Source organism: Ralstonia flatus, from assembly GCF_958439105.1.
Classification (GTDB): Bacteria; Pseudomonadota; Gammaproteobacteria; order Burkholderiales; family Burkholderiaceae; genus Ralstonia; species Ralstonia flatus.
Map to the genome: position 1 here is coordinate 374944 of NZ_CAUDLI010000004.1, position 17865 is coordinate 392808.

A 17865-nucleotide genomic window follows, 5' to 3' on the forward strand; every position below is an offset into this window, starting at 1 on the left:
CGCTACGGCCGCACCGGTTCCGCCGGGTCGGCGTCAGTCGATACGCACACGCGGTTGCGGCCCTGGCGCTTGGCTTCCATCAGGCCGAGATCGGCATCGGCCAGCAGGCGCGCAAGGTCTTGCCCGGGGCGCAGCGCTGCCGCGCCCACGCTCACCGTCAGGGGCCCGACGGGCGTTTGCGTGCGGGCCACGGCAGTCTTGAGCCGTTCGACCACCGCAAGCGCGCCGGTCAGGCCGCAGCCCGGCAGCAGCACGGCAAACTCGTCGCCGCCCAGGCGGCCGAACAGGTCGGCGGGGCGCAGCACGCCCGCCAGTGCATCGGAGAGCGCAACGAGCGCTTCGTCGCCGGCGGCGTGTCCCCACGTATCGTTGATGGATTTGAAGTGATCGACGTCGAGGTACAACGCGCACAACGGCTCGGCATGATGCTGCGCGCGCTCGACCGCGAAGCTGCCGAGTTCAAAGAAGCGCTGCCGCGCGAGCATGCCGGTCAGGTGGTCCGTGTTGGCGCGATCGGCCAGGCTGCGTTCGGCCGCAAAGTGCCGGGCCATGGCGCGCAGCAGGTAGTGATGAATGACCGCCGCGGCGGCAATGCAGATCGGCAGATAAAGCACCAGACCAAGCCAGCCGTGGTGGATTGCCGCGGCCGGCTCCGGCGCGATGAGCAGCGCGACGAGCGGCCCGGCGGCGCACATCACCATGGCAATGCAGAAATCGCGCCGGGTGAGCCACGCGGGGCTGGTGGCAAGCGGCATCAGGTAGAACGCCGGGAGCACCCATTGGAGCCCGGCCTGATAACCGAACGCGATGATGGCCACCTCTTCGGCAAACAGGTGCGTGAGCGCCAGCAGCCCCCACAGGCCGGTATGCCGATGCCGCTGCGCCGTCACCACGATCGCCATCAGCAAAAGCAGCAGTCCAAGCAACGGCTCGGGCCGATGCAGCAGCCCGACCGACCAGCCCAGCATGATCGCGAAGCCGTAACCGAGCACGCCGCATTTGCTCAGCGCGAGGATCATCGGCACGAAATGGCGCGCCTGATAGTCGAGCGAGGGCGTGCGGGCGTCGGGCAGGTCGGAGGCGGTAGGCAGGTTCGCGCTCAAGGCAAGACAAAAGAGGCCTTCGGGCGCGACGGGATGATGCGGGCGCGGGCGTGGCCGGATTGCGCAACAAAGCGCGCATTCTAATGGCGGCGGGCAGCCCCGTGCGCGGATTTTTAGTGGGGGGAATCCCGCAATGCGCGTATCAGCCCGTCAGTACCTGCCATACCAGCCACACATTGGCGACGCCGATGACGGCGAACAGGCCCCACGCCAGCCACGACGTGAATCGGCTGTTAACAAAGACGCCCATCAGGGTGCGATCGCCCGTCATGCGGATCAACGGAAACATCGCGAACGGCAACTGCAGGCCCAGCACCACCTGGCTGATGACCAGCAGCTTGCCGATGGCGTGGTCGCCCAGCATCGCCACGCCGATGAACGCGGGAATCAACGCCAGGGCCCGCGTGATCAACCGCCGCTGCCAGCAGGGAATGCGCAAATCGAGGAAGCCCTCCATGAGGATTTGCCCCGCGATGGTGCCGGTAAAGGTCGAGCTTTGCCCCGCCGCCAGCAAAGCGATACCGAACAGCAATCCTGCCAGCGCCGTCCCGACGACGGGCTCCAGCAGGTGATAGGCATCCTGGATGTCCGCCACGTTCTGATGGCCATGCGCGTTGAATGCCGCTGCGGCCAGGATCAGGATCGCGCCGTTCACCAGCAGCGCCAGCCCCAGCGACACGATGGTGTCCAGCCGCGACAGGCCGATGGCCTCGCGCTTGGCGGCTTCGGTGTTGGCCGTCATGCGGGTCTGCACGATGGACGAATGCAGGTACAGGTTGTGCGGCATCACCGTCGCGCCCAGGATGCCGATCGCCAGGTACAGGGGCTCGCGCTGGCTCACGGCCTGCCACGACGGCATCAGCCCGGCCGCCACCGAAGGCCAATGCGGCTTGATGAGCACCAGTTCAACGAAATAGCAGAGCCCGATCGTGAGGATGAGCCCCAGCACGATGGCTTCCAGCTGGCGAAAGTTCTTGCCCTTCAGGCCCAGCACGATCAGCGTGTCGAGCGCGGTGAGCGCCACGCCCCAGAGGATGGGCACGCCCAGCAGCAGGTGGAAGGCCAGCGCGCAACCGAGCACCTCCGCCAGGTCGCAGGCAATGATGGACAGCTCCGCCAGCAGCCACTGCACGCGCAACGGACCGGGCTGATAGCGGTTGCGCGACGCGCGCGCCAGGTCCATGCCGGTGACGATGCCCAGCCGGGCCGACAGGCACTGCAGCACCATCGCCGCCAGGCTGGAGAGCACCACCACGAACAGCAGCGCATAGCCGTAGCGCGAACCGGCTTCGATGTCGGTGGCCCAGTTGCCCGGGTCCATATAGCCGACCGACACCAGCAGCCCCGGCCCCGCAAAGCGCAGCAGCTTCTTCCACAGCGGCAGGCCGGGCGGGACGGCAACGGTGCCACGCACCTCGGAGGGGCAAAACGGCGCGGTGGCGGTGGTGGGCAGGCGGAACATGCGCGGCGGCTTTAAGGAAAATGCAATCGGAATTCCGGAATGATAGCCAAATGCCACGTTGCATGCGCGAACCCGCACTGGGAATGTGTTCGCGGGGCGACTTTCCCGTCACGTGTCTCCACACATTTAAGGCAAAGCTCAGTCCGTTGCGGTAGATTTCGACCTTCGCCGGCGCCTGTTTCCCAGGTGCCGGTTGTCCGTTTACCGTCATTACCGCCGCCGAGATTCCCGCGCATGAACGCCATCCTCCTTATCGAAGACGATTTGCCGCTGGGCACTGCGCTGGCCCGCGCGCTGCGTCAGGCCGGCTACAACGCGACCTGGGTGCGCCGCCTGGTCGACGCGCAGAAATGGATCACCACCAACACCTTCGAAGCCATCGTGCTCGACCTGGGGTTGCCCGATGGTGAGGGTCATACGTTCCTGGAAGAACTGCGCGCGGCGCACAGCGACGTGCCCGTCATCATTGCGAGCGCGCGCGATGCGCTGTCGGAACGCCTGAAGGGCCTGGATTCCGGCGCGGACGATTTTCTGGTCAAGCCGTTTCCCGTGGACGAACTCATCGCCCGCCTGCGCGCCGTGCTGCGTCGCCATGCCGGGCAGAGCACCAATCAGTGGAACGTCGGCAACCTGGTGGTGGAGCCCTCGCAGAAGCGCGTGACGCAAGAGGGGCAGGTCATCGAACTCACGCCGCGCGAATATCAGCTGCTGCTTGAGCTTGTGCGCCGCGCCCACCGCTGGGTGCCGCGCGAAACGCTGATGGACGCGCTCTATCGTGAGGGCGACAGCGTCAGCGCCAACGCGCTCGAAGTCGTCATCCACCACCTGCGCCGCAAGCTCGGCAACGAAACCATCCAGACCATTCGCGGTGTCGGCTACATGATCGGCGGCAACCGCGGGGCCGCCCAATGAAGCTGGCGGTTCCAGCCATCCTGCGGGTTCGCTCGCTGTCGTTTCGCCTGTATGTGCTGATCCTGCTGGCGCTGGTGTTGATGCTGCTGGTGCAGCTCGTCATCGCGCATCTGGAAATCTCGCGCACCAACAGCCGCCAGGTGGTGAGCGATCTGCGCATGTCGGCGCAGGCCTATGCGGACCTCACCACGCTCAACATGGATGACGTGCCGCGCCGCGAAGAATTCCTGCGCCGCCTCACCGACATCAAACTGGGCTTGTCGCTGCCCAACATCCTGCCGGGCGAATTCCGCTACGTGCTGTGCGATCGCGCCGGCAACGTCATCACCGCGTTCCCCGGTGCGCCGACCATGCCATGCGGCAAGGCGCACGGCACCGTCGTCGAGATCATGCTGGAAGGCAAGCCGTGGCGCAGCTACACGGTCGACAGCGTCGACGGCAAGATCTCCGCCACGGTGGCGCAGCCGCTGACGGCCTATGAACGCGCCATCCGCGATCTGTTCCAGGAAGTGGCGGTGGCGCTGGCCATCCTGGCGAGCGCGCTGATGGTGATGGTGGGTTGGGCCGCGCACCAGGGCCTCAAGCCGCTGCGCACGCTCACGCGCCAGGTTGAGGCGCGCGACTCCGCCGACCTCGACCCCGTGCAGAGCGTGGAACATGCCGAACTGAAGCCGCTGGTCGAAGCCTTGAACGGGTTGTTCGCGCGCGTGCGTCGCGGTATCGAGGCGGACCGCCGTTTCTTTGCCGATGCCGCGCACGAACTGCGCACGCCGCTCGCCGCCATTCAGGCGCAGGCGTATGTCGTGTCGCATTCCGACAGCGAAGACGATCGTTCGACCGCGCTGCGCGAGTTTGATCGCGGCATTTCGCGTGCAACGCAGTCGCTTGCCAAGCTGCTCGCCATTGCACGGCTGGACGCGCGCCGCGTCGAGGCGCAACTTGCGCAGGGCGCGTTGTCCGACCTGGCAGGCTGCGCGCGCAGCGGGGTGATCCAGCAGGCGTCGCGGGCCGAGCGTCGCAACATCACGCTGTCGTACGACGGCGCCAACCAGGCGTGGGTCTCGGTCTCGCATGAAGATGCCGCGACGCTGGTGGAAAACGTGCTCGACAACGCCGTGCGCGAAACACCCAACGGTGGCGAGGTGCGCGTGGCCGTCAAGCGCATCGAGCAAGCCGGCGCGCCGATGGTCGAACTGCGCATCGAAGATTCCGGCCCCGGTATCCCGCCCGACGAGCGCGATCGCGTGTTCGAGCGTTTCTACCGCCCGCGCACCAGCCAGTCGCAGGGCAGTGGCCTGGGCCTGGCGATCGTGCGCCGTATCGTTGAACTGGGGAATGGCTCGGTGGCCATCGAAGACGGCCTGGCGCATGCGGAGGGCAGGGGCTGCGCGATCGTGATCCGCCTGCCTGCGCTGGATTCCGCGCCCGAGCCGATCGAGCCTGACGATGCGCCTCCCGGCATGGCCGACACGCCCAGCCATTGATTGGCGCGGCTCGCGTTGGGTTGTCCTGGCACTGGTGGCGCTGGGGCATCTGATGCTGCTGGCGTGGTGGCGCGATCGGCCGGCGCCGATTCCGCACGATGCATTCCCGGTGCTGCAAGGGCAGTTGCTCAGCGTCGAGATTCCGCATGCGCCGACGCTGCAGGCCGAGCGCAGCCGGCCGCCGACAGCGCAGTTGCCTCCAACCCATTCCATGCCGCACTCGACCGAGCCAGCGCAGCAGCGTATGCCTGCCGCGCCGGCGGGTGCCGATGCGGTTGAGGCACGCACGCTCGATCTGGGTGCACCGCCGATGCCCAGCCCGCACGCGCAGTCCCATGCCGAAAACAACATCGCCCAGAGTACCGCGCGGGGTACTGGCCACGCGTTCCGGCCAGACGTCGCCTCGTCCCCACGTGCCGCAAGGCCGATCGAGGAATCGCGCGGCGCTGCGGGCCGTTGGCAAGCCCGCGTGCAAGTGGGCGGCAGCGCTTACTGCCTGAGCGCGCAAGACCCAAGCCTGCGCCGCGATCCCTTTGAAAAGGCACTGGCCGTGCCTTCCCTCTGCCGCTGATCAGTAACCGACCGTGAAACGCTGACGCGGGAGCGCCGGCTTTTCCGTTTCGTCGAGGAAGGCGATGGCGAAATCCTCCATCGAAATCCAGGGCTTGCCGTTCGCATCCACCAGCAGCGAATCCTTGCCGACGCGGAAGTGCCCCGTGCGCTCGCCCGGCTCGAAGATGGCCGACGGCGAAACGAAGGTCCAGTCCAGCTCGGTTTCCTTGCGTAGCGCATTGAGGAAATCGCGGCCGGCCGAGGCTTCTTCAAAGTACTCCTTGGGAAACTGCGGCGTGTCGATCAGCGCCACGCCCGGCGCCACTTCCAGGCTGCCGGCGCCACCGACGACCAGCAGGCGCGGCACGGCGGCCTTCTTCACCGCGCCAACAATCTGGTCGGCATTTGCCTGCAGGAAACGCACGGTGCTGTAGACCACATCGTTGCCGGCAAGCGCCGCCACGAGGCCCGCCTGGTCGGCCACGTCGACATCCTTGGTCGTCAGGCCGGCACGCGCCGGCAGCTTGGAGGCGGTGCGCGCAATGGCCGTCACCTGATGGCCGCGGCGCAGCGCTTCGTCGATCAGGCGGGTGCCCACGCGCCCCGTGGCGCCGATGATTGCGATCTTCATGGTCAATTCCTTGTGGTTGGTCTGGGTGGTTGAAACGTTATATGTAATTAATGCAGTTACATATAGGGATAAAAAAATAGGCCGACATGCGCCCCGGCTAGGCCCGACGGCGGCGGCGCTGCGCGTGCCCCACCTCGCTGAGGATGCTGGCGATGGTCTGCGCAGCCAGCTCGGCCTCCAGCGCGGCCTGCGCGCGCTCCGTCACGCGCTCCAGCACGCCGGTGATCTCACGGCCGACCTCGCACGCCGGGTTGGGCGCGTTGGGTGGAAGCGCAATCAGCACCGGAGATTCCACCACCCGAAAGACGTCGAGCAGCGTGATGCGATCTGCTGGCCGCGCCAGTGTGGCGCCGCCTGTTGCGCCCATCTGCGAGGTCACAAAGCCGGCATCCGCCAACTGCGCCACCAGACGCCGGATCAGCGCCGGGTTCGTGCCCACGCTGCCAGCAATGAGCGAAGACGGCACCGGCCCCTCGGCGCTGGCAAGCAGGGTGAGGATATGCACGGCGACGGCAAAGCGGCTGCTGGTAGACATGGAGTTAGGCGCTAAAGTGTAACCATGTTAGATACACGTTGGCGCGCAGTCAACCCGGCGGCCAGACGTGCATTTCAGAAGGCTGCGCCCAATGCCGCCGCCCGCGCTTTGGCCTCGGCCTTGGTCGCCGCCAGCAGATCGGGCGCCGTCAGCGTGGGGGCGGCGCTGATTTCGGTCACGTCTTCAATGCCGAGAAAACGCAGCCAGCGGCGCAGATAGGGCTTCTGGAAGTCGTCCGGCGATTCGCTGGCACCTTCCGTGTGTGCGGCGTACGCCCCGGCGCTGGCGTAGACGAGCGCCGCCTTCTTGCCCGAGAGCAGCGCCTGATAACCCGTGGCGGGCGACCAATTCCAGTTCTGCCCCGGCAGCGTCACCACATCAATGAAGTGCTTGAGCCGATACGGCACACCGAAATTCCACATCGGTACGGAAAAGAGGTAATGGTCGGCGGCGTTGAACCGCTGCGCTAACGCCACGGCGCGCCGCCATTGCGCACGCTGCTGCGGCGTGGCGGTCTGGGTGCGCAAGACGGCAAACTTGGCGCCGATCATGTCGGCGTCGAACTCGGGCAGGTCGATGTCCCGGCTCCACAGGTCGATCGTGTCCATCTCGTGGCCGGGGTGCGCGGTGCGGTACGCGTCGAGAAACTGCTTGGCCACGTCGATGGAGTGGGACAGCGTTTTCATGGGGGAAGCTTCGATATAAAGCAGGCGGGTCATGCTGGGCTCCTGATACGTTTTACGCAGCGTTGAAGAAGTTGAGGCCCACGGTGCCGGCAATCACCAGCCCGATGCAGGCCAGGCGCGCGGGCTGCATGCTCTCACCAAAGAGCACGATGCCCAGCACCGTTACGCCCACCGAGCCGATGCCCGTCCAGATGGCGTAGGCGGTGCCTGCGGGCAGGCCGCGCATGGCATGCGTGAGCAGGAAGACGCTCGCAAGCGCCGTCACGATGCCGAGCACGCTAGGGATGGGGCGGGTCCACCCTTGCGCAAATTTGAGCGAGACCGCCATGGCGATCTCCACAGCCCCGGCTGCCAGCAGCCAGAGCCAGGCGGTTTGAAGCATGGGACCTCCGAGATGTCCGCCGCCGGGCCGGCAAGCGGATGCGTTGCGATGCACTCAGAGTAAGGACGGTGTGGTGCGGCAACAAGTACGCACCTGGAGGTAACCACCATGGGCGGCGCGGGTATGGGTGTCAGGGCATCCGACGTGTGATCTCCATGGCGGGCCACATCATCCATACTACGAACAACTTGCCAACTCGGTGCCCGAACTGCGCCAGGGCTGGCTTGACGAGCGGGACCGCACGGTGACCCATTCCGCGGCGGTCTCCATCTAACAGAGAAAAAAAGGAACGACATGATTCCCGCATTCCGCATCGCGATCATTCCAGGAGACGGCATCGGCAAGGAGGTCATGCCAGAAGGCCTGCGCGTCATCCAGGCGGCGGCCGAGCGCTTTGGCTTCGAGCTTGAGTGCCACACCATCGATTGGGCCAGCTGCGACTACTACCAGCAGCACGGCCAGATGATGCCCGACGACTGGAAGGCGCAGCTCAAGGGCATGGACGCGATTTTCTTTGGCGCGGTCGGCTGGCCCGCCACGGTGCCCGATCACGTTTCGCTGTGGGGTTCGCTGCTCAAGTTCCGCCGCGAATTCGACCAATACATCAACCTGCGCCCCGTGCGATTGTTTGAGGGCGTGCCGTGCCCGCTCGCCAACCGCAAGCCCGGCGACATTGATTACTACGTCGTGCGCGAGAACACCGAAGGCGAATACACATCGCTCGGCGGCGTCATGTACGAAGGCACGGATCGCGAAATCGTCATCCAGGAATCGGTCTACTCGCGCAAGGGTGCAGAGCGGCTGCTCAAGTTCGCGTTTGACCTTGCACACAGCCGCCCGCGCAAGCACGTGACGCTTGCCACCAAGAGCAACGGCATCGCCATCAGCATGCCGTGGTGGGACAAGCGCGCCGAGGAAGTCGCGCAACACTATCCCGACGTCACGCTCGACAAGCAGCACATCGACATCCTGACCGCGCGCTTCGTGCTGCAGCCGGGCCGCTTCGACGTGGTGGCCGCTACCAACCTGTTCGGCGACATCCTTTCCGATCTCGGCCCTGCGACGACCGGCACGATCGGCCTGGCGCCTTCGGCCAACCTAAACCCCGATCGCACGTTCCCGTCGCTGTTCGAGCCGGTGCACGGCTCGGCGCCGGACATCTACGGCAAGAACATCGCCAACCCGATTGCGATGATCTGGTCGGGCGCGTTGATGCTGGATTTCCTGACGCAAGGGCAGGGCGCGGGGCGTGCGGCGCACGACGCCATCGTCGCGGCCATCGAAGCCGTGTTGAAGGACGGCCCGCGCACGCCGGACCTGGGCGGCACCGCCAACACCACGCAGGTGGGCGAGGCGATTGCCGCGCACGTTGCGGGTGCCTGATTTTCATTTGCTGTGGACTAGAACACCATGTCTCTCTCGCTCGATCGCGCGGACCTGATCCGCAGCGGCAACTACATTTCCGGCGAATGGCTGAGCGCAACCGGCCCGCTGCTGGACGTGACAGACCCCGCCACCGGCAACCTCATCACACGCGTGCCGGACTCCGGTGCGGACGAGGCACGCGCCGCGCTGGAGGCCGCGCATGCCGCCTTCCCGACGTGGCGGAAGGTGCCGGCCAAGCAGCGCGCGCAGATCATCAAACGCTGGAACGATCTCGTGTTGGCGCATCAGGAGGATCTCGGCAAGCTGATCTCGCTGGAGCAGGGCAAGCCGCTTGCCGAAGGCAAGGGCGAGGTGGCCTACGCCGCGAGCTACATCGAATGGTTTGGCGAAGAAGCCACGCGCATGAACGGCGAGGTCATTCCCGCGCCCGTGCCGGGCCGGCGCATGTTTGCGCTCAAGGAGCCGGTGGGCGTGGTGGCGGCCATCACGCCGTGGAACTTCCCGGCGGCGATGATCGCGCGGAAGATCGCCCCGGCGCTCGCGGTCGGCTGCACCGTCGTTTGCAAGCCCGCCGAAGACACGCCGCTGACATCGCTCGCGCTTGTGCGCCTGGCACAGGAAGCCGGCGTGCCACCGGGCGTGCTGAATATCGTGACCGCCTCGCGCGAGCGGACGCCTGAAGTAGTGGACGTTTGGCTGGACGATGCCCGCGTGCGCAAGATCACGTTCACGGGCTCCACGCCCGTCGGCAAGCATCTGGCGCGCCGCAGCGCCGACACGCTGAAGAAGCTGTCGCTCGAACTTGGCGGCAATGCGCCCTTTATCGTGTTCGAAGATGCCGACGTCGATGCCGCCGTGGATGGTTTCATGGCGGCCAAGTTCCGCAACGGCGGGCAGACCTGCGTGTGCCCGAACCGCGTGTTCGTGCACGACGCAGTGCACGATGCGTTTGCCGCCAAGTTGGCCGCACGCGTGGCCGCGCTCAAGGTCGGGCCGGCCGCCGACCCCGCTTCGCAGATCGGCCCGATGATCAACGCGCGTGCAGTCGAGAAGATCGACCGGCACGTGCAGGACGCCATCGCAAAGGGCGCCAAGGTGTTGACCGGCGGTGCGCGCCTGACCCAGCTCGGCGCCAACTACTACGCACCCACGGTGCTGATCGACGCCGATGCCACCATGGCTTGCGCCTGCGAAGAAACCTTCGGCCCCGTCGCACCGCTCACGCGCTTCACCACCGAAGACGAGGTGATTGCCGCTGCCAACGACACGCCGTTTGGGCTCGCCGCCTACTTCTATAGCCAGAACGTGCGTCGCATCTGGCGCGTGGCCGAAGCGCTGGAGACCGGCATTGTCGGCATCAATGAAGGCGCGCTGGCCGCCGAGGCCGCGCCGTTTGGCGGCGTGAAGGAATCCGGCTACGGCCGGGAAGGCTCCGTCCACGGGCTGGACGACTACCTCCACACCAAGTACGTCTGCCAGGGCCAGCTCGACTGACGGGGGCGCGTTGCAGGGCGGCACGATTGGCGCTACGGTCACGCGTATCCCAATCGTGTTCCGGAGGCCCCATGGCCGACAACCTGGCTCCGTCCTCTTCGTCTACGCCGGAAAGTCCCGCTGAAGGCACCGTGGACGCCTGCCCGTCGACGCGCGCACTCGAACTGGTCGCCGGCAAGTGGGCGCTGCGCATCTTCCCCGCGCTGGAAAACGGCCCCGTGCGCAACAACGAACTCCTGCGCCGCGTGGGCGACGGCATCTCGCAAAAAATGCTCACGCAGACGCTGCGCGAGCTGGAAGCCAACGGTCTCATCCTGCGTACCATCTACGACAGCGTCCCGCCGCACGTCGAATATCGTCTCAGCCCGCTCGGTGAATCGCTCAACCGCACGCTCGTCGGCCTGGACGACTGGGTACGCGCGCATTGGCCCGAAATGGAACGGATTCGCAAAAGTCAGGTCGATTCCGATTGACATCCGGCCGATCTGCCCGACGTTGTGTGCAGATGCAGCATTTTTCCGATAGTATTCGGAGCCTATGTTTGTGACGAATCTTTCCTCCGCCTTGCCGACGTTGTCTCGCGCCACCGCGCGGGGCGTGCTGTCGCGTGCGCGCGGCGTGCGGTGGATCGTCACGATCTGGTGCCTGTTGTTCACGGTTTCGGTGTTCTCGGCCACGCATTTTCCCGATGGCCAGGCTGCGGACGACGCGCTGGAAGCCATCGAAGCCGTGGTCGACGACATGCCCGGCGATGCCCCGCCGGTTGCCAAGCCCAGCAAGGGTTTCGAGCGCGCCATCAAGGTCGCGCTCGGCAAGGCGGTCAAGCAGCCCGGCCAGTGCTTCAGCGTCGAACACTGGGTTGCGCACGCTCCCGATGCGCCTGATGCGCCCACCACCAGCGCCGCCGCCCCCGATCACCCCAGCGACGCGCCAGAACTCTGGCTGCCGCCGCCGCCCATGGTGTTGACGCCCGGCCTGCGTGTCGCGCGTGTCCGTGTTTCGCTTCCTCCGTTCCAGGCCGGCCCCACGCCGGCCCCCATGCTGCGCCCGCCCGCACGCGCCTGATCTCCGGCATTCGCCGGAAACCATCCCCTTGAGTTGCTAGTGCTGCGCCAACCGGCCCGTTGACCGGCTGGGCGTTCGCGCTTGCCTGTTCTTCTTTTTCAGGATGATTTCGGATGTTGTCCAATCAGGATGCGGCCAACCCGCGCCCCGCAGCAGGCGCGCGCGCGTCGCGGCGTGCTGTTCTTTCCGCTGTGCTGGCCGCGATGGCTGTCCATGCCAATGCAGCGCCCCCGACACCGTCGCTACGTGGTGCCCAGACCGCCACCGCCCGTGCCGACGAGGCGCTCCCGCAGCCGCGCTACACCTTGCAGCAGTTGCTGGAACTGGCACGCGCCAACCACCCGGCGCTCGCCGCTTCACAGGCGCAGGTGCAGGCTGCGCAGGCGGGCATCGCCACCGCACGCGCCTGGCCCAACCCCGAGGTGGAAGCCATGGCCGGCCGCCAGCGTGCTCGCATGCCGGGTGCGGCGGAAGGCCGCACCAATAGCGTGTCGATCACGCAAAAGCTCGATTTGCCGTGGCAGCGCGCCGCCCGTACGCAAGCCGCCGACGCCGCGTACGAAGCGTCGCACGCCACCGCCCGATCGCAGGCACGCGACGTGGAAGCCGATCTCAAGCTGCGCTTTTACGACGTGGTGCGTCGCGAGGCCGAGCAGCGCAACGCGCGCGAAGACGTGACGCTGGTCGAGCAAATCCGCCGTGGCGTGGCCGTGCGTGTGGAAACCGGCGAAGCCCCGCGCTACGAACTCATCCGTGGCGACGCGGAGTTGCTCAACGCGCAGCGCAACGAGCAGGCCGCCGCACTGCGTGTGCAGCAGGCGCTGGCCGAACTGCGCCGCGCCGTGGGCGCCGATCTGCCGCAGACGTTCGATGTCGATGCCGGTGCAGAGACGCCGTCCGTCGCGCATCTGCCGCCGCTGGCGGATCTCGTCAGCGCGGTGCTCGCCACGCATCCGGAACTGGAAGCCGACCGCGCCGCCATGCGCGAGGCCGAAGCGCGTCTTGCGCACGAGCGCAGCCAGCGTTGGCCGTCGCTGGCGCTGCGCGGGTCGGTCGACGGCCAGCCCGATCTGCAGGACAGCCGCGTGGGCTTGGTGATGTCGATTCCGTTGTTCGACCGCCGCGATGGTCCCGTCGGTGAAGCCGTGGCCGCCCGCGAACGCGCCCGCGCCCTGTTGCGCGACCGGGAGTTGCGTACGCGCCAGGCGGTGGAATCGGCCTATCGCCAATACGAGATTGCGGAGTCGCAAGTCAGCGCACTGGAATCCGGTGTCATCAAGCAGGCCGAATCGGCGCTGCGCGTGGCCGAAGCCGCATACCGCCACGGCGAGCGCGGGATTCTCGACTACCTCGATGCCCAGCGCGTCTTCCGCCAGGCACGCAATGACCTGATTGCCGCACGCGCAGACCTGCGCGCCGCCGCCGTTGAACTCGACCGCCTGCGCCCGGAGGCCCCATGAAACGCCCCAGCCATCGCGTTGCCTCCCGAACTCTCGAATCCAGCCAGACCATGACCGTACCTTCTTCTTTCTCTTCTTCGATCCGGCTGGCCGGCGTTGCCCTGGCGGCGATGCTGCTGCTGGGCGCTTGCGGCAAAGATGCCGCCAACGATGCCAAGGCCGCGCAACAGGCCGTCGACCCGAATCTCGTGGTTGCCCAGCCCACGCTGGTGCAGCGTTTGAAAGTGGCGCCGGTGGGCAAGCAGCCGATTGCCGAGCGCCTGCGCGTGCCGGGGCAGATTGCGTTTGACGAACAGCGCGTGGCGCGCATCGGCGCCACCGTCACGGGGCGCGTGACGGAGCTGGTCGCCACGCCGGGGCAGAGCGTGAAGGCAGGCGACATCCTCGCGCAGCTGCACAGCACCGAGCTTGGCGCCGCGCAGCTCGCCTACCAGAAGGCCGCAGCGCAGCGCGACCTGCAGGCGCGTGCGCTGGAACGCGCCAAGCTGCTGCTGGCTGCCGACGTAATCGGCTCGGCCGAACTCCAGAAGCGACAGAGCGAACTGGCGATGGCCGATGCCGAAGTGCGCGCGGCCGTCGACCAATTGCGCGTGATGGGCGTGTCGCCCGGCACGCTGGCGAAGATGCGCACGGGCGGCATGTCGTCGATCTCGCCCGTGGTGGCGAGCATCAGCGGCACGGTGGTGGAGCGCAAGGTGACGCGCGGCCAGGTCGTGCAGCCGGCCGACGAGCTGTTCACCGTGGCCGATCTGTCGCGCGTGTGGGTGGTGGGTGAAGTGCCCGAAAACGCCGCTGCCGGCGTGCGCGCGGGCCAGGCCGTGGAGATCGACACCGGCGCGGGCGATCGCATTGTCGGCAAGCTGATCTGGGTGTCGGACATTGTCGACCCGCAAACGCGGACGGTCACGGTGCGCACCGAAGTGGACAACGCAGAGCGCACGCTCAAGCCGTCGATGCTGGCCACGCTGCTCATCCAGTCGCGGCCGGAAGAACGCGTGGTGGTGCCGACGTCCGCCGTGGTGCGCGAAGACAACCGCGACTACGTGTTCGTGCGCGCCAGCGAGACGAACTACCAGCTCACGCCGGTCAAGCTGGGCGATGAATCGAACGGGGTGCGCCCGGTCATCTCCGGCGTGCAGGCCGGGCAGCCGATCGTCGTTGAAGGCGGTTTCCATCTGAACAACGAGCGCAAGCGCGCCGAGATGGAGGGCGCATGATCGACGCATTGATTCGCGGCGCGCTCAAGCAACGGCTCGTGGTGGCAGTGATTGCCGCCGTGCTGCTGTTCTTCGGGTTGGATGCCGCACGCAAGTTGTCGCTTGACGCGTTTCCGGACGTGACCAACGTGCAGGTGCAGATCGCCACAGAGGCGCCGGGCCGCTCGCCGGAAGAGGTCGAGCGCTTTGTGACCGTGCCGGTGGAAATGGCGATGACCGGCCTGCCGGCGCTGACCGAGATGCGCTCGCTCAACAAGCCGGGCCTGTCGCTCATCACGCTCGTCTTTACCGACGAGACCGATGTGTACTTCGCGCGCCAGCTCGTGATGGAGCGGCTGATCGAGGTGCAGTCGCGCATGCCGACGGGCGTGACGCCGGTGCTCGGCCCCGTATCGACGGGGCTGGGCGAGGTGTATCAGTACACGCTCGACAAACCGGATGACGGCGACAAAGAGCTTTCGGTCGAGGAACTCACCCAGCGCCGCATTGCGCAGGACTGGGTGGTGCGGCCGCTGCTGCGCTCCATTCCGGGCGTGGCCGAGATCAACTCGCAGGGCGGTTACGAGAAGCAGTACCAGGTGCTCGTCAATCCGGAGCGCCTGCGCCACCACAACGTGACGGTCAAGCAGGTGTTCGAGGCGCTGGCCGCCAACAACGCCAACTCGGGCGGCGGGGTGCTGCCGCACTTTGCGGAGCAGTACCTGATCCGCGGCGTGGGTTTGGTGCGCGACACCAACGACATTGCCGCCATCGTGCTCAAGGAGGTCAACGGCACACCCCTCACGATTCGAGACGTGGCCGATGTGAAGATCGGCACGGCGGTGCGCGCGGGGGCAGTGGTCAAGAACGGCGTGACGGAATCCGTCGGCGGCGTCGTGATGATGATGCGCGGCGGCAACGCGAAGGAAGTCGTCGCCCGCATCCAGGATCGCGTGAAGGCCATCAACAACGACGGCATGCTGCCCGACGGCCTGAAGATCGTGCCGTACTACGAGCGTTCGGAGCTGGTGGATTCGGCCTTGCAGACCGTCATCAAGGTGCTGGCCGAAGGCGTGGTGCTGGTGGTGATCGTGCTGCTGCTGTTCCTCGGCGACATCCGTTCATCGCTCATCGTGGTCGGCACGCTGATCCTCACGCCGCTGCTGACGTTCATGGCGATGAATAAGCTCGGCATCTCGGCCAATCTGATGTCATTGGGCGGCTTGGCCATCGCCATCGGCTTGATGGTCGATGGCTCGGTGGTCGTGGTGGAGAACGCCTTTGCGCACCTCGCCAAGCCGCGCGATCCGAACGAGAGCCGCGCGCGCGTGATCCTGCATGCCGTGACGGAAGTGGCCACGCCCGTGATCTTTGGCGTGGGCATCATCATCCTGGTGTTTCTGCCGCTGATGACGCTGGAGGGCATGGAAGGCAAGATGTTTGCGCCGCTGGCCTTCACCATTGCGATTGCGCTGTTCTTCTCGCTGGTGCTGTCGCTCACGCTGACGCCGGTGTTGTCGTCGTATCTGCTCAAGCCCAAGGTGCACAAGCACGTGGAAGGTGAGCACAGCGACGACCCCCACGCCGAGCACGACGCGCATGACACGTGGCTGATCCGCAAGATGAAGAAGCCGTATCTGCGCTTGCTGGAGCTGAGCCTGAACAACGGCCGCAAGACCGTCATCGTGGCCGTGGCCGTGTTTTTGGCCACCGGCGCGCTGATGCCGTTCCTGGGCACGGCGTTCATCCCCGAGATGAAGGAAGGCTCGGTGGTGCCCGGCATCAACCGCGCGCCGAACATCTCGCTGGAAGAGTCGATCCGCATGGAGATGGAAGCCATGCGCCTGGTGATGCAGGTGCCGGGCGTGAAGTCGGCCGTCTCGGGCGTGGGCCGAGGCGAGTCTCCGGCCGACCCGCAGGGCCAGAACGAATCGACGCCGATCGTGTCGCTGAAACCGCGCGATGAGTGGCCCAAGGGCTGGAACCAGGACGACATTGCCGAGGCGATGCGCCGCGCGCTGCAGGTGCTACCCGGCGTGCAGATCGTCATGGCACAGCCGATTTCCGATCGCGTGGACGAGATGGTGACCGGCGTGCGTTCCGACGTGGCCATCAAGGTGTTCGGCGACGACCTCAACACGCTGCGCGAGAAGGCCGAGGCGATTGCCAAGGTGGCGCAGGGCATCCAGGGTGCGCAGGACATGCGCGTGGAGCGGATCACCGGTCAGCAGTATCTGCAGATCGCGATCGACCGTCAGGCCATTGCACGCCACGGCCTGAATGCGGCCGACGTGCACAACGTGATCGAGACCGCCATCGGCGGCAAGGAAGCCACGGAAATCTTCGAAGGCGAGCGTCGCTTCAGCGCGGTGGTGCGCCTGCCGGACGCATATCGCGGCAGCGTGGAGGCCATCCGCAACCTGATCGTGGCCGCCCCCAATGGCGCACAGGTGCCGATGGAAAGCATCGCCCGCATCGATGTGACCGACGGCCCCGCGCAGATCAGCCGTGAGCTGGGCAAGCGCCGCGTGGTGGTGGGCGTGAACGTGCGCGACCGCGACTTGGGCGGCTTCGTGGCCGAGCTGCAGGCGGCCGTCGCGCAGAAGGTCAAGCTGCCCGAGGGGTACTACCTGGAGTGGGGCGGCCAGTTCCAGAACATGGAACGCGCCATGGGCCACCTGAAGGTGATCGTGCCGATCACGGTGGCGGCCATCTTCTTCCTGCTCTTCCTGCTGTTCAACTCCGTGCGCTACGCCACGCTGATCATTCTGGTGCTGCCGTTTGCCTCGGTGGGCGGGATCATCGGCCTGTTCGTCACGGGTGAGTACCTCTCCGTGCCGGCGTCGGTCGGCTTTGTGGCGTTATGGGGCATCGCCGTGCTCAACGGCGTGGTGCTGGTCAGCACGATCCGCAGTCTGCGCGAGCAGGGCATGTCGGTGGAGGAATCCGTGCGGCTGGGTTCACGCATGCGCTTCCGGCCCGTGATGATGACGGCCACCGTGGCCATGCTGGGCCTGATCCCGTTCCTGTTCGCCACAGGGCCGGGCTCGGAAGTGCAACGGCCGCTGGCCATCGTGGTGATCGGCGGTCTGCTGACCTGCACGCTGCTCACGCTGGTGATGCTGCCCACGCTGTACAAATGGTTTGATGAGGAGTCGAAGGCATGAAGGAAATCCGCATCGTAGTGCGCCCGCAACTGCTGGAACGCATGCATGAAGCGCTGCGCAGTTGCCCGGGTTTTCCGGGCATGACGGTGGGCGAGGTGAATGCCTATCCGCCAGCGGCTTCACAGGCCGGCGCGCATTCCATCAAGGAAGACCTGACGGAGTTTGTGCCGCGCGTGCGCATCGAGATCATCGCTTCCGATGCGCTGGCCAGCGTGCTGTTCGAAAGCGCCATCAAGGTGCTGGAGCACGGCCAGACTGGCGAGAGCGCCATCTGGATGACCGACGTGATTCAGGCCACCTTCCTGCATCGCACGGGTTGATGGTCGTGTGACGCGCGCATGAAAAACGGC

17 protein-coding genes are annotated in these 17865 nt (G+C 66.4%); 11 read left to right on the plus strand and 6 right to left on the minus strand.

Going from position 1 to position 17865, the window contains the following annotated elements:
- Positions 1 to 2 precede the first annotated feature (2 nt).
- A complete protein-coding gene (locus R2676_RS11880) occupies positions 3 to 1103 on the minus strand; it encodes a GGDEF domain-containing protein (RefSeq protein WP_206274747.1) in 1101 nt (366 codons plus the stop codon).
- 142 nt (positions 1104 to 1245) lie between these two features.
- Positions 1246 to 2565, minus strand: a complete 1320-nt coding sequence (locus tag R2676_RS11885) for an Nramp family divalent metal transporter (protein ID WP_206274748.1) — start codon at positions 2563 to 2565, stop codon at positions 1246 to 1248.
- Positions 2566 to 2799: 234 nt separating this feature from the next.
- Here R2676_RS11885 and R2676_RS11890 point away from each other — a divergent pair, with 234 nt between their 5' ends.
- From R2676_RS11890 to R2676_RS11900, 3 genes are read left to right on the plus strand one after another with little or no spacing between them, the layout of a single operon-like run.
- Entirely contained in the window at positions 2800 to 3477 is a 678-nt protein-coding gene (locus tag R2676_RS11890) for a response regulator (RefSeq protein ID WP_004631528.1), read from the plus strand.
- Complete coding sequence (locus R2676_RS11895) at positions 3474 to 4961, plus strand: ATP-binding protein (protein ID WP_206274749.1); 1488 nt, start codon at positions 3474 to 3476, stop codon at positions 4959 to 4961. Before R2676_RS11890 ends, R2676_RS11895 begins: the two co-directional genes overlap by 4 nt.
- Entirely contained in the window at positions 4924 to 5532 is a 609-nt protein-coding gene (locus tag R2676_RS11900) for a hypothetical protein (protein ID WP_206274750.1), read from the plus strand. Before R2676_RS11895 ends, R2676_RS11900 begins: the two co-directional genes overlap by 38 nt.
- On the opposite strand, the gene R2676_RS11905 is transcribed toward R2676_RS11900, so the two are convergent.
- From R2676_RS11905 to R2676_RS11920, 4 genes are all read right to left on the minus strand, one after another.
- Positions 5533 to 6144 (minus strand): NAD(P)-dependent oxidoreductase, encoded by a 612-nt coding sequence (locus tag R2676_RS11905; RefSeq protein WP_206274751.1) that lies wholly within the window; start codon positions 6142 to 6144, stop codon positions 5533 to 5535.
- 97 nt (positions 6145 to 6241) lie between these two features.
- A complete protein-coding gene (locus R2676_RS11910; RefSeq protein ID WP_102065315.1) occupies positions 6242 to 6679 on the minus strand; it encodes an Rrf2 family transcriptional regulator in 438 nt (145 codons plus the stop codon).
- A 74-nt stretch (positions 6680 to 6753) separates the two neighbouring features.
- On the minus strand, positions 6754 to 7398 hold the full coding sequence (locus R2676_RS11915; protein WP_206274752.1) for an FMN-dependent NADH-azoreductase: 645 nt from the start codon (positions 7396 to 7398) through the stop codon (positions 6754 to 6756).
- A 19-nt stretch (positions 7399 to 7417) separates the two neighbouring features.
- Positions 7418 to 7747 carry a DMT family transporter gene (locus tag R2676_RS11920; protein ID WP_024541774.1) on the minus strand — a complete coding sequence of 110 codons (330 nt, stop codon included), beginning with the start codon at positions 7745 to 7747 and terminating at the stop codon, positions 7418 to 7420.
- Positions 7748 to 8041: 294 nt separating this feature from the next.
- Here R2676_RS11920 and R2676_RS11925 point away from each other — a divergent pair, with 294 nt between their 5' ends.
- The 8 genes from R2676_RS11925 to R2676_RS11960 all read left to right on the plus strand — a co-directional run bounded on the left by R2676_RS11925 (position 8042) and on the right by R2676_RS11960 (position 17835).
- Positions 8042 to 9130, plus strand: coding sequence for a tartrate dehydrogenase (locus R2676_RS11925; protein ID WP_206274753.1), 1089 nt, complete (start codon positions 8042 to 8044; stop codon positions 9128 to 9130).
- A gap of 27 nt (positions 9131 to 9157) precedes the next feature.
- The gene (locus tag R2676_RS11930) at positions 9158 to 10627 is read left to right on the plus strand and encodes an NAD-dependent succinate-semialdehyde dehydrogenase (protein ID WP_206274754.1); all 1470 of its coding nucleotides are present in this window, start codon (positions 9158 to 9160) and stop codon (positions 10625 to 10627) included.
- 71 nt (positions 10628 to 10698) lie between these two features.
- Positions 10699 to 11100, plus strand: a complete 402-nt coding sequence (locus R2676_RS11935; RefSeq protein WP_027680002.1) for a winged helix-turn-helix transcriptional regulator — start codon at positions 10699 to 10701, stop codon at positions 11098 to 11100.
- A gap of 64 nt (positions 11101 to 11164) precedes the next feature.
- Positions 11165 to 11692 carry a hypothetical protein gene (locus R2676_RS11940; protein WP_024974200.1) on the plus strand — a complete coding sequence of 176 codons (528 nt, stop codon included), beginning with the start codon at positions 11165 to 11167 and terminating at the stop codon, positions 11690 to 11692.
- A gap of 113 nt (positions 11693 to 11805) precedes the next feature.
- Complete coding sequence (locus R2676_RS11945) at positions 11806 to 13152, plus strand: TolC family protein (RefSeq protein ID WP_206274755.1); 1347 nt, start codon at positions 11806 to 11808, stop codon at positions 13150 to 13152.
- Positions 13149 to 14369 carry an efflux RND transporter periplasmic adaptor subunit gene (locus R2676_RS11950; protein WP_206274756.1) on the plus strand — a complete coding sequence of 407 codons (1221 nt, stop codon included), beginning with the start codon at positions 13149 to 13151 and terminating at the stop codon, positions 14367 to 14369. The genes R2676_RS11945 and R2676_RS11950 overlap by 4 nt, the downstream gene beginning before the upstream one ends.
- On the plus strand, positions 14366 to 17515 hold the full coding sequence (locus R2676_RS11955; RefSeq protein ID WP_206274757.1) for an efflux RND transporter permease subunit: 3150 nt from the start codon (positions 14366 to 14368) through the stop codon (positions 17513 to 17515). Before R2676_RS11950 ends, R2676_RS11955 begins: the two co-directional genes overlap by 4 nt.
- Entirely contained in the window at positions 17512 to 17835 is a 324-nt protein-coding gene (locus tag R2676_RS11960; protein ID WP_206274758.1) for a P-II family nitrogen regulator, read from the plus strand. Before R2676_RS11955 ends, R2676_RS11960 begins: the two co-directional genes overlap by 4 nt.
- Positions 17836 to 17865: the final 30 nt, after the last annotated feature.